Annotated in this window: 6 protein-coding genes; 2 read left to right on the top strand and 4 right to left on the bottom strand. The window is 44.5% G+C overall.

The annotated features are described in order from the left end of the window. Positions 1-75 precede the first annotated feature (75 nt). A complete protein-coding gene (locus JGK20_RS11030; RefSeq protein ID WP_293193450.1) occupies positions 76-282 on the bottom strand; it encodes a hypothetical protein in 207 nt (68 codons plus the stop codon). Positions 283-737: 455 nt separating this feature from the next. Here JGK20_RS11030 and JGK20_RS11025 point away from each other — a divergent pair, with 455 nt between their 5' ends. Together JGK20_RS11025 and JGK20_RS11020 are read left to right on the top strand one after the other, a co-directional pair. Beyond that, positions 738-3,209, top strand: a complete 2,472-nt coding sequence (locus JGK20_RS11025) for a zinc metalloprotease HtpX (protein WP_293230431.1) — start codon at positions 738-740, stop codon at positions 3,207-3,209. A 933-nt stretch (positions 3,210-4,142) separates the two neighbouring features. Beyond that, complete coding sequence (locus JGK20_RS11020) at positions 4,143-4,709, top strand: RNA-binding protein (RefSeq protein ID WP_293186837.1); 567 nt, start codon at positions 4,143-4,145, stop codon at positions 4,707-4,709. Between the two features lie 673 nt (positions 4,710-5,382). Here JGK20_RS11020 and JGK20_RS11015 read toward each other — a convergent pair. From JGK20_RS11015 to JGK20_RS11005, 3 genes are all read right to left on the bottom strand, one after another. Continuing rightward, a complete protein-coding gene (locus tag JGK20_RS11015; RefSeq protein ID WP_293186838.1) occupies positions 5,383-6,399 on the bottom strand; it encodes a hypothetical protein in 1,017 nt (338 codons plus the stop codon). 110 nt (positions 6,400-6,509) lie between these two features. After that, complete coding sequence (locus JGK20_RS11010) at positions 6,510-12,608, bottom strand: CHAT domain-containing protein (protein ID WP_293230429.1); 6,099 nt, start codon at positions 12,606-12,608, stop codon at positions 6,510-6,512. 502 nt (positions 12,609-13,110) lie between these two features. Then, positions 13,111-13,671: a transposase gene (locus JGK20_RS11005; RefSeq protein WP_293187102.1), complete on the bottom strand. Its 561-nt coding sequence runs from the start codon at positions 13,669-13,671 to the stop codon at positions 13,111-13,113. Positions 13,672-13,832 lie beyond the last annotated feature (161 nt).

The following is a 13,832-nucleotide window of genomic DNA, read 5'->3' as shown; positions in this document are numbered from 1 at the left end:
TGCGCTCGACACATTTGACTCATTCTAGCCCATGCGATCGCCCCACCATCCAAGAAACCGGGTTTCTACGATAATTTACGCATCCTCATGAGATTTTCCAAAGAAACCCGGTTTCTCAGGCTCCACGCGACTATAAAAAACCCAGTTTCTGCGATCGCGATCGACTTTTTGTGGGTATTGTGCGATTCTTAATAAAGAATCTTTGTAATTACCAATTGCTAAGATAATGCAAGCTGAAAAAATATCAATTTCCCTATCACCAGAGACTGTTGGCGAATTCATGGGGCGTCACCCCTCACCTCTGGAAGTCAGTATTTGCGTTCGCTATTTGTAGTTAACAGCTACATGGTCAATTAGATATTTAGTCCAGAAACACCTTTTTGAGGGGTGATGGGTGAAACCCTTTCTTGATTCGCCAACAGTCTCTTTTGAAATCGCGACTACACGAACAAAGTCCGCCTTCGCGGACTGAAGAAATAAAAGTATTTAAGCCTGATTTGATAAATTATACTGTATTTATTTTTTAGATTTGGGACGGGCTAGAAGCCCATCCCACTCATTGTTTTAAGGAAAATACGGGACGGGCTAGAAGCCCATCCCACTCGTTTTAAGGAAAATATGTTCATTGGATACCTCGGCCATCTTCCCTCAAGATCCGTGACATCCCGTACATTGCTAGTTGCCGAATTGCCTTCGGGTGAGGTTATCTTAGACAAGACGCGATCGCAATCACAGTTATGGCATCTCCAAACAATCAAAATTCGGCGGATTCATCTCTGAAACAGTCTCTAGAGGCTGGGTTAGCTGCTTTGAAACAAAAGGATTACCAAAGCGCGATCGCCCTTTTGGAATCCGTCAGCCAAACCGCAGCAAATCAACCGCCCGGAATCCGCGCCCAAATGGGATTAGTGGCGGCATACAAAGCCACCGGAAATCTCAAAAGCGCGATCGCCCTTTGCACTTCCCTCACCAACATCCCTAACACCCAAATCCAAACCTGGGCCGATCGCACTTTAAAAGAATTAACCCCCCCAAAACCACCGGAAACTACACCAGAAACCGGCTTTGTCGCCTTTGATTCAGCAACGGAATCGCGGAAGGAAACGCTTAAGGGCGCTCGACCAACCGCAGACAAAAAAACCGGATTTTCACCCTTAGAGCCGACTAACGCCCCAGCAAACACCAAATCCACACATATTTCACCGCCACCTCCACCCCCCAAACCGCCGATTCACCCGACACAAGAGGGCGAGCACGGGGACACCGCCCCTACAACAACCGCAACCGATACAGAAACTAGCGGCGAAAACAGTTCCGGTTCCCCAACAGATATCCCCGGATTCGCCACCCCAGATACCTACGAACTTACTTGGCGCCAAGCGGGGCGCACCAAAAGTCCGCGCCCCCTCAAACCGCTAAAGTTGCTGAATTTTCGGATCGAAGCTGTTGGAAGTGCGATCGCCCTATTTTTCCTAGCCCGATTAGTCCTACAATTCCTGCTGACAAACATCAATGCTCTATTAGTTCAGCTTTACATATTTACTAGATTGCCAATTTTTCAGCCAATTCAGCTTTTTTACCGAGATCCAACTTTCTTCCTCCAGATTCTTTTCGGATTGCTTTTGGCGTCTTCTCCCTGGCTGACAGACGCCCTGCTAAAACTTTTTTGCGGTATCGAAACCCTGCGCGGCTCAGTTTTATCCAAGCACAGCAAGGAAGCGACGCGCGTACTCCGCAGTTTTGGCACCAAGCAAAATATGCCAACGCCTGTACTGAAACTCTTACCGCTCAATGTTCCTGTAGCTTTCAGTTACGGCTGTTTGCCCCGTTTTGCTCGGATTGCTGTCAGTCAAGGGCTGTTAGATCAATTGACGGATGATGAAATTGCCACTATTTTCGCGCGGGAGTTGGCGCATATTTCTCACTGGGATTTTGCGCCGATGTCGCTGGCGATGTTGGTGCTTCAGATTCCTTACCTTATATATTGGCAGACTGCATACTGGGGCGAGCGGTTGTGCGATTTAATGACGATCGACTTTTTGCGTCGTACTGTGAGAGTTGTCACCGCCGCAATTTCTGCTACCAGTTACGGAATTTATAAATTACTGCGTTGGCCGATGTTGTGGTTGTCGCGCCGTAGAGTATATTTTAGCGATCGCACTTCCGCAGAAATTACCGGCAATCCCAACGGTTTGACGCGAGCACTAACTAAAATTGCGATCGGCATTGCTGCAAATATTGAACAGCAAAAACAAACTAGCTTTTTCCTCGAAAGTTTCGATTTGTTGTTACCCGTCGGCGTCGCACAAGCTGTAACCTTTGGTAGTGCTGCATTACGCGCGCCCCTAAAACAGATTTTGCTCTGGGATGTCACCAATCGAGAACGCATTTGGTTGACAATTAACAGCACGCATCCTTTGATGGGAGAGCGTTTCAAGCTGTTGGAACTCTACGCTCAATTCTGGAAACTGGAGACTGAGTTAGATTTGGCGAGTCTGTCGCCGGAAAAACCCAAAACAGGAAAATTATCTCTGTTTAAATCCATACTCGAATTTAAAGACTCAAAACTATTTTTACAAGGTGCGCCGTTTTTTGGGATTCCGATGAGTCTGGGGATTGTTGCACTGCTGTGGTTGATTAGCTGGATTTTTTCCAAAACGAGTATTTGGCAATTGGATTGGCTTTTGGGCGATCGATCGATTCTTTGGGGCTGTTTGCCGATCGGATTTTGTCTCGGTACTTTGATGCGGATTAACTATTTTTTCCCCGACATTACGCCACGAGAAACCACTTCACCAAGTTTACTAGAAATTTTGTCAAACTCGAAAACTCTACCGCTAGATGCTCAACCTGTGCGCCTTTCCGGGCAACTTTTGGGTAGACCTGGTATTGACAATTGGCTGGGACAGGATTTGATTTTGCAAACGGCGACGGGTTTGGTGAGGTTGCACTATGTTTCGATGATTGGCCCGATCGGCTCTTTGTACCCATTTTTGCTCAAACAGACGACTCGCCCTACCGATTTGATCGGAAAACCGGTTGTGGCGACTGGTTGGCTGCGTCGGGGTGCTACTGTGGCGATCGACCTAGAAACTCTCCGCAGTCAAGAAGGACTCGTTAGTGACAGCGGACATCCGATTTGGTCTGCGATTTTGGCCTTTGCTGCTGCTGTTTGGGGCGCGTACATCATTATCCAAGGCGGAAGATGAGACAAGGTACGTTGTTGCGCTTCAGCGCTCTTGTCTATATGAAAGAGCGCTGAAGCGCAACAACGTACCTTTATGGAATGTGACGGACAACCCCCAGCCGGACAACTGTCAACTGTCAACCCTTCGTAAAGAAAAGTTGCTTTTTTGCCAACACTCTGTTACATTTGTTTACATGAATCGGATTGAACCAAATAGCGCAATAACTTCAATTGGCTAAAATCGATAAGGCATTGCGTAAAAATTGTCAACCTCCCAACACAGCAAGTTCAGCCAGCCGCCTGTCGGCTGTTTTTTTTCGACAGCGAATTTAGCTCTGCGGAATGAATTCAGAAAAGTGATTCAGATACGGTTTTCGTTCAATACAGCATGAAATCTTGCTAAATAACTAGCTCTGTTACCAAGGCTGTGATACCTTTAAAGAATGGTCGGACGCTGCCGGGCCCGATTTGAGGGATACCGGGTAAATGAGTAGTCCTCAACATTAGGAGCGAGATTAGAAGTGAGGTAAGATTACTGGCTGAAAAAATGTTAGCGATTTTCTCCCTCACTGTATTAGACTGAATACTGGCATTCCGATCGCTCGCAATTGACATCCTTGGACATAAATTTCTACACGGCGCTGGCTATAAACATTCTGAATCAAAACCGGAAGCAAGTAATACAGAACAGCCAATAGCCTAAACATTTGAGTGATGACTAAAAGTTTACACAACAACCTGAGATTTAAAAGCTCTCTGCATTGGCGGTTCAGTTCCGGCACGATCAGAGTAAATCATCTTTTTGTTCTAAAAGGTGGGGGGAGCTGTCAAGGTTGGTGGGAGGAATGTGCAAATTCTGTGGTTATGCGGTGTTTCCCTGCGGTCAATATTGATTTGACTTCAGGTAATTTTGTTCGAGCAAACTAATTAAAATCCCAATCTGGAGGAATTTTTCATGTCTATTCGTCTTTATGTTGGTAATCTACCGAAGGAACTCGATCGCCTAGAATTGCAAGAAGTTTTTGCACCCGAAGGCGAATCTGTTACCACAAAGGTAATTACAGATCGCAAAACTGGTAAATGCAGAGGATTTGGCTTTGTGACGGTGCTAACCGACGAACAAGCAGATCAAGTTATTGAGAAATACAACGGCTTGATGTTCAAAGAAAACCCCCTGAAAATAGAGAAGGCCTTACCCCGCTCTAAGGGTAAATCTGAGAAGGGCGAAGACGATCAGCAACAGTCATCATCGCCTGCTGCCCCGCAGTTGGCATCATCGTCGCCGTCGCAGCCAGTCCCTGCACCGCAGCAACAGCAGCGCTCGGCTCCTCCTACCCAAGGTGGAGGTGGCGGTTCTAGCAAAAGCAATCGCCGTCGCGGTGATAACAACAAGTCTCGCCGCAATCAGTCAACAACAACGGTTTCGAGTGCTGATTCCGGTTCGGTGCAGCCAGATCCGCGCTGGGCGAGCGCTTTGGAAGAACTCAAGCAAAGATTGGTGGAAGCTCAGACTACTAATTAGTCGCAAGGGCCCACTAATTGCTGCTATCTCTCGACTGCGGTTGAGTGATTTGAGTTGGAAGTGCGATCGAGAATTGGTCAAAACAGCCGAATTCTCGATCGCACTATTTTATAAAAAAAGTTCGGCAAGCGGAAAACTCTGAGTCTTTAGACCTGAGATGAAAGTGGCACGGGCGGTTTTAACCGCCGTGAATTTTTCTTAATTCTTAACATTTTTAGCAGTGTAAAAAGGTCTTTTGCCGTTACACTCTCTTATTGGGATGGATACACAGGTGTAAACCTGGGAAGCAAATGCCTACCATATATTAAAGGTACGCGGGGACTCTCGCGTTACCAAGGGCCCGAGCCCCTTAAACGCTTGAGGAGCTTGCCCAAAGGCAAGGATAGCAGCCCGCCATTTTTTGGCAATAGGATTGCGCCCAGGAACCCTAGCAATAGGGATATTAAGAACGAAATTTCTTAAGAATCTCAGTCGCGAAGAGCGCTGAGAGTGTCAATGCAAAAAACCTCTACTCTAATATCTAGAAGTTTCTTCGGGTGTGTCGCCTCGGTAAATCTTTAGCATTCAAGCGCAAATCTCCCTGGCGACGCACCCTACAGAAATTTTTGATTGAGCGATTGAGCGATTGATTCATCAATACTTAATCTTTCCCTCAATCCGCTATAAATCATGTTTATTCGCCCTCAGAAAATTCGATCGTCTCAATAAAGTCAAAAATCTTGTTCATAATGCCCTCAACCTCCGACTCAAGAGAACCCAATTCATCCTTAGCCTGATAAACTCGCTGACAACTTACCGTGTAGCAAAAATCGTCAACTATAAAAGCCATAAATCCCCGGTAAGCATCCACTTTAGTAGCTGCGGCATCTTTTTCTTGCACGCTGAGAGTTGCACTCCCCGGTAAATCGACCACTGCAAAATAAGCTTCTTCATCTTCTAAATATTCAGTGTAGAGCAACTTAGAATCAGCAAATTTAGCGAGAATTTGATCGTCAATAAACTTGTTAAGAAACGAAGTAAGATAAGCCCATTCGCCCGCTGACTCGATTAATTTTTCCACTTCGCTAGCCGTCTGGAAATAATCAATTTTCAGCAAAACACCAAAGCCATCAGAAAATGCAACATAGCCTTCTCCATCATCAATCCTACCGCCTCGTTGCTTGTCAACTGGAATTGAGACAGTAAAATTGCGTTTAGCAGACAGGTACAACGGCTCCTCTTCTAAATCGAAATCAGCCTCTTCGATTTCTAGGTGGGAGTATGCAGCAATTACATCCCCGATAATTTCTTCGGCTTCCTCATCGTCTACACCTAATACTTCTTGAAATTCCTTGAGAAAATCCCGGTGCTTTTTCGACACTTCATCATCTACGACAAACATTGCTACGACAATGGCAAAAGTATCCAAAACCACCTCATTTGGAAGTGATTCATGGGCGGTATTAAATAATCCTCCCAAACCATCTTCCGCGATAATATTTGCCAAATGTTGAAACATTTCTGACATATCATCTTCCGAGAATTCAGCAAATATTTCTGAATCCCAAAGTATGCTTTCTAAGATATCTGCATCGGCGTCAGGGGAATTAGCCTCCGCTGCGACAAGTGCGATCGCCGCGACGGATTCCTCTAAACTCAAGGTGATTGAGGATTTATCTTTTGACTTGAATATTTTAGTAAAGTTGCTCATGGTTTTTGCTTGGCTAAAGAGTTTAGTTTTACGTTTGGCCTGGAGCATCTCATTTTTGCAAAAAAGATTTTTTGACAATTTGGTATTAAAATTAGATGCGCGCTAGCTGATTACCAAGGACTGCCAATTAGTGTAAATCCGGCCCAAAATTTGGGATGAGATAAATCTGAATTTGGTACTTGTCCGGCCCGAGTAAGATCGATCGCCCTTTTTTGACTCCCCACCAACTTACCATCTTTAATCGCGACCTGTTTGCGAATCATCGCCAGTTGAGCTTGTCTGAGGGCTTCAGCCTTAATGGGAGTCGATCGCAAATTAGCATAAAACTCAGTCATCAGCCCCAAAGTCGCGAAATCATTAACCTTCCACAAACTCGCCAAAGCTGATTTTACACCGCTGCGGACTGCCAGTCCAGCAAAACCCATTTCTGCTGTATTGTCGCCGATCGCAGTTTCGCACGCACTCAACACCAATAACTGTACTTGCCTGCGATCGTACCACTTCGCCAACCGAAATTTATCCAGAGCCAAAGAGCGGTTCCACAGGTCAATTTCAGCCTCCTTGCGTCCGTTTTGATGTTGCGGGAAGCTGGCGTGAGTAGCTAGGTGAACAATCTCAAAAGCCTGTTGCTGCCGCCGCTGTTTGGTGAGATTTTCCACGGTAAAATCTTGATTGAGAAAAAAGCGGCCGCGCCACAGCGGTAATTCACCAGCATTTTGGGTGTTGCTTGTGGTACCGGCGATCGCAGATAATTCGATCGGCACCGCAGGCAACTTTGGTTTATTAGTATGGGGGAATTGGGAAGCACCCATCGCTAAAACTTGAGCGTTTTTTAAGCTTTCATAATTAGTGCTAGTCAAGCTGACACTGGGAATTGAGCCGAGGCTGTACTTTTCTACTAAAAAATGTTCGCCATCGTAGAAAGCTGCTATGGGCAATTGTCGCAAACCTGCATCGAAGGAAAAAACTAGCGTATCTATATTTAATTCTGCTAATTCTTTAGAAATTGGCTCAACAAAGAAATCATAAAGTTGCTTCGCATTTGCCAAGTCTTTATCTTCAAGACTATCTGGATTTGAGATATTTTTTTGAAATTCATTTACGATTTTATTCAAGTTTACCCGATTGACTTTAATAGATTTCAGAATTGGAGGGCCTTCGGGAACTACTAATATTAGCGACAATGATTCGAGACTGGCGAAGGCATAAACGATTACGGCTTGTTTTCCGGTTTCTGTCTTAATTGTTTTCAGAGTTTCTCTGATATACTCAACATTGACTCTTTTGTCAGTAAAATCTTCTTTAAAGTAGTTTTCATAGTCTTGTTCAAAGAGTTTATCGATTAAGGCAATAGCCTCATCAGCATTGCCTTGATCTAAAGCTTGTTCAACGCTAAATCTGCTAATTTCTAAGGGAAAAAGATTGGGAATATTTGCGGGTGGGGGAGTTTCGGCTGCTGGAGTTGGTGCGGGAGTTGGAATTGGTGCGGGTGCTGGAGCTGGTGCGGGAGTTGGAATTGGTGCGGGTGCTGGAGCTGGAGTTGGCGCTGGAGTTGGTGCTGGAGTTGGCGGCGGAGTAGTTTCGGGAATGCTTGTCAAGGAATTAGGCTCGATCGCCTCAACGGGTGGCTCAATAGTAGGCGCAGGAGTAGGAGTTAAGACTATCCATCCGTCGGGTTTTTCGGAAAGAGAAGAGCTTGGCGGTGGCGGGTTTTCTGGCGGGTTTTCTGGAGGTGTTATTAAAGTGATCTCTGTTGTTTTTTGAATAGGCGGTGGTGTGAGAGAGAAATTGTTTTGGGGATTATTAAATGCCCAATTAAAAGTTTGGATTCCGGTTTCAGGATTGAGAGTGATGGTGGTTTTTGCTCCTAATGAATCGCCAATTAAAAAGGCTAAATCTTGTTGCGGATTTTCGCTTTGGGCGGGTGCTACTGCGGCTGGGGGAATGGGTGCGGGAATGGGAGAGAAAGAGGGTGCAATTACAGGTGGAATTGCTGCTACAGGCGGATTGTAAGGCGATTGTAGGGGTGCGGGTGTTGGATTGGGTGCGATCGCACTTGGAGGTGCGATCGCACTTGGAGGTGCGATCGCACTTGGAGGTGCGATCGAGCTTGGAGGTGCGATCGGGGCGGTGAGTTGGGCGATCGGGGGAATTGTGGGTGCGGCGGGTATGCGATCGATCGCGCTTGGTATTGTTGGAAGTGATGGCTGTGTGCGGGTTGTGCGGGGCGGCAGTGTGAAGAAATTGGTGTTTAGCAGTTCTTGGATGGGGGAAAGGTCGATCGGCGCGGGTTCGGGTGTTGGGGATGGGGTTGGGGTTGGGGTTGCGATCGAGATTGCGGGTGTTTGGGATGGGATTTCGGGTGTTGGGGTGGGAGTTGCGATCGGGCGATCGGGTGTTGGGGTGGGAGTTGCGATCGGGCTTTCCGGTGTTGGGGTGGGAGTTGCGGCGGGGGATAAACCCTGTGGTGGCTGGCGTCTGGGTATAAGTAAAGGTGCGGGAGTTGGTGCGGTTGTTGGCGCAGTCGCTGGAGTAGTTGCAGGCGCAGTAGCTGGAGTAGTTGCAGGCGCAGTCGTTGGAGTAGTTGCAGGCGCAGTCGTTGGAGTAGTTGCAGTCGCAGTCGCTGGAGTAGTTGCAGGCGCAGTCGCTGGAGTAGTTGCAGGCGCAGTCGCTGGAGTAGTTGCAGGCGCAGTCGTTGGAGTAGTTGCAGGCGCAGTCGCTGGAGTAGTTGCAGGCGCAGTCGCTGGAGTAGTTGCAGGTGCAGTCGCTGGAGTAGTTGCAGGCGCAGTCGCTGGAGTAGTTGCAGTCGCAGGAGTCGGCGTTGCTGAAGGAGTCGGTGTAAGTGATGGCTGAGGCTCTGGGGTCGATCGAATTTCAATCTTTTCTGTATCCTGTTTGTATGTATAAAAATATCTATTACCAGACAAAATTTGTGAAGACGTGCCATTTCCCCGAGTAATAGCACCAGCAGTTCCATTAGTTGTTGAATCGCCAACAATAAAAGGCGTCAGTCCATTACCGCCGTGACGCAGCAAAATTGTACCGCCTTTATCCCCAGCATCTCCAGCAGACGAAATGCTAGCAGCAACCCCATTTCTATCTGAAAAAGAATTGATTGATCGAAAAAACTTTTCAGTCCAAACATAGATATCTCCACCTCTACCATTACCCATGCTCTGACTGTCAATTTGATTAACAGTAATATTGCCACCAGCATTTAGACTAATATTTCCACCATTAGTAGAGGAACTAGAATTAAGATTCCCCGTTTGAATTGCTCCCTTCTCACTGTACAAAGAAATTCCCAACGGAGAAGTAATATTTTGCGTGGTAATATTATTAGTTGTAGAAATATTGATTGCGACAGTCGTTCTTGTAATATCATTTTCAATTTTGACGCTGTTGAGAGGAGTCACGTTACCGATAGGAGCGAAAAATTGAGCCATTCCCGTATCAGGTTTAACCGTCAGATTGTAAGGCCCGTCAACTGTAGACTTACAAGTAATATCACCTGTACCAGAGATTTTTACAGACAGGTCATTCGCCAATCTTAACGGAGCATTAAATGTAATATTATTGCGGTTAGTCTCGATATTTCCCGCCGCAGTAATTGATTCCTTTGCCGTGAGATCGATATTGCCACCAATCACATTAGTATTGGTAGAAAAAGTGCGGGAATTGATAGTAGAAGTCGCCATAGTTCCTTTAGCATCTATGGCTACATTTCCACCTCTACCATTGGCTGCCGCAGTAAAAATTGGGCCAGCAGTTGTGTTAACATTACCGCCGCTTTGAATGCGAAGATTACCACTATTAGCGTTAAATCCGCTTAATAATAGAGCGCTGCCAATTCCGCCTGTATTGATATTGCCGGTGGCTTCGAGGGAAATATTACCGCCATTATTACCACCCATTGCATTGATCAGTCCAGCAGTGGTATTGATCGTAGTGCCACTTTTTAGAGTAATATTTCCACCATTATTATTACCTACAGTAAACAGATTTTGAGTATTTATAGAACCATTACTATTAAGATTTATTGAACCGCTTTGTTGCTGAGCTTGTGACGCAACAATAGTAGTAGTAATATTGCCGCCAGCACTTACATTAATATTACCACCCGTTTGAGTTGTGAATGGGGGAGAAGCAGGTACATAAGCACCGGCAACCAATTGATTTGTATTGATATTACCATTGGTATTAGTAATGTCAATATTGCCACCTTGTGATTTAGACTCGGTATTTGCACTACCAATGCTTATATTTTGATTAGTATTAAATAATGTGATATTACCACCATTTCCCCCAGAAGAACGAGAAAAAATTGGATTACCCGGTGATATTTGAATACCATTTTGAGCTTGAACCGTAATATTTCCACCTTTGCTGTTTTCACCATCGGCATTGAGCGAATCCAAATTGATCGAACCACCACTCTTGAGACTTATTGCACCACCTTCTTGCCTACCAGTCGTAGAAATTTGATAACCATTAATATTGCCATTAGCCTCCAATCTGATTACACCACCGTTATTATTGTCAGAATTGGTTGATATCTGTGTACCACTGAGATTAATATTTCCTGTTCGACTTAAAATAGAAATATTGCCGCTAATCCCTACGCCATTATTAGTGACTCTAGTATAAATTATGCCAGTTGTAATATCATTTTTAGCTTCTAGATAAATAGAACCTCCTTTTCCGAATGTAATTCCTGTATCTAATTTGTAAGCAAAATTATCTGGTTGAGAATTTTTATTATGTAAGCTACCACCATTAAGATTTATGCTTCCTTCTGTACTTACGATCGAAATATTGCCACTATTGCCACTTGTCCCGCCCAAGAGAAGAGTTATTATCTCAGCAGTAGTAATATTATTCTTAGCTTGTAGAGTAACGGAACCGGCATTACCATTATTTGCTCTACTGTCTAAACCTCCAGCACTGGTATCGATGGAGCCTCCCGTGCTAGTAATCGAAATATTACCAGAGTTTCCTGTTTTGACATAACCAGTGACATATTGATCTAGTGCTGATTCTAAACTAGCAGTGACAATATTTTGTTGAGCATTGAGTGTTATATTACCAGCATTGCCATTATACGAATAACTAGATAAAGTGCCAGCAGTAGTGTTTATGCCTCCTGCTGTGCTGGTAATAGTGATATTGCCTGAATTTCCCCTGCCTAATGCACCGAACCATTTAGTATTAATATCTGTTGTAATAATATTACCGAGAGCCTGTAAAAGTACGGAGCCACTGTTGATTTTATCAGTTGTAGATAACGTACTAATAGTTCCGTTGAAAAAAGCATCTCCATTTTTTAATTGAGTCGTCGAACCAGTTAATACTACGTCTCCTTGAGAATTAACTGTCACTTCTCTTACACTTATCCCTTCACCCGTCAACAACTGTGGCAAAGATGTAACTGGCAACACCCAAGTTTGAGGCAAACTACCAGCCATAGATTGCGGTTGAATCTCCAAACTTAACAGATTTCCCGGTTGGCTAATTCTGACTAAATTCTCACCCGGAACCGCAGCAATCGTAATATTGCCTCCCGGTGCAGCAAGTTGTCCCGTACTCACAATCGTGCCGCCCAACAAAGTTAAACTCTGTCCCTGTTTCACAGCCAAACTACCTAAATTGATAATTGCTCCCGGCTGTAGATTTGTAAAAGCAAAACTGTTCGGATTTCCGACTAATTGTGCATAATTATTCGCGCCAACTGCACTAAACCAGTTATTGCCGAAACCAATTCCTGTAGCAGTAGTCGCGGTGAAAGAACCGGGAACATTTAAGCTGGAATTTGCACCGAAAACAATCCCCGCCGGATTCATTAAAAATAAGTTGGCATTGCCGCCCGTAACTTGAATTAAGCCGTTAATTATGGAAGCATCGCCGCCGACAACTCGCCCTAAAATATTGCGGATGTTGGAATTTGAGATAAAGTTAGCAGTTTGTCCTTGAGTTAAACCAAATTGTTGGAAACTGTGAAATAGATTTGTACCGTCGCTGGATTGTTGGCCGCCTTGGATGTTAAATTGGTTGCCACTGGGGGTGATTTGAGTATTCGTGCCGTCAGTGTCGGGGGTGATTTGGGCTGTGGCTATTTGGGATGGGGTGAAAAGTCCTGTTTCCCAAGTTGCTAAGGTGCTGAAGGAGAGGAATGTTAGGAAAAATAGATTGTTTTTGTCCGCTGATTTCATGGTTTTTGTTAGTAGATGATATGATGATAATAAATTAATTGACAATCAATATCAGGACAATCCTGTAGGGGCGGGTTCGCCGAAATATATGATACCCAACGACAATTATAAAAACCCGCCCCCACCCAGCCCAAAAATTAAGAATACATTGAATTTAACCATGTGGCGGGGAGGTTTTTGGGGGTTATTGGTTGGGTTGGGGCGGGTTTTTGAGATAGTTTGTGAGTGACAAATTCGGTGGCGAACCCGCCCCTACGAATTTGGGCATAAAATACGATAAAGAATATTTTATCACCATCCTGTAGGGGCGGGTTCACCGAATTATATGACACCCAACGACAATTATAAAAACCCGCCCCCACCCACCCAGAAATTAAGAATACATTGAATTCAACCATGTAGCGGGGAGGTTTTTGGGGCTTATTGGTTGGGTTGGGCGGGTTTTTGAGATTGTTTGTGAGTGACAACTTCGCTGGCGAACCCGCCCTTACGAATTCTGTTTTTAAGATCGTAAATTCATCAATAATACATTTTTACTGTCTAATTTAATATTGATTCTCTTGGAATTGCAAAACTTTTTAGATGGGTACATTTCATCGGTTTCCCACTTATACGGATTGTTGATAATATATTCCTGAATTTTGGCAAACGTTGTCTCATCGCGAATAATATGTTCGTAATAACCCCTTTGCCATACCTGGATTCCTGAAACACGGCGTAGTTGATTGATACGACTGGAAGAAAATGTTTTAAAACCTCTCACAATTTCCGATAACCCATGACGTTTATCCTGATTTTCTATGATGATGATTCCATGAAAATGATTCGGCATAATGACAAAAGAATCTAATTCTATATGAGGATATACTGTCTTGAGATTAAACCAATTAAAGTTGACTACTTCACCGTAACGGCTTAATAGCATATTTTCTTCTTCAATGTCACCTAATATACACTGACGTTGCCAAATACAAATTGTCACAAAATATGCACCAGGTTGGCTGTAATCATATCCGGGGAGACGAATAGAACGACGATGATGAATATTGGGATTGTATTTCATATTTTTTTTTGTAATCAACACAATATCGAATATTATATCACCATCCTGTAGGGGCGGGTTCACCGAAATATATGACACCCAACGACAATTATAAAAACCCGCCCCCACCCAGCCCAAAAATTAAGAATACATTGAATTTAACCATGTGGCAGGGAGGTTTT

The organism is Microcoleus sp. PH2017_05_CCC_O_A, assembly GCF_020738785.1.
Lineage (GTDB): Bacteria > Cyanobacteriota > Cyanobacteriia > Cyanobacteriales > Microcoleaceae > Microcoleus.
The sequence above is the reverse complement of the archived record's forward strand: the minus strand, read 5'-3'. Positions and strand labels throughout refer to the sequence as shown.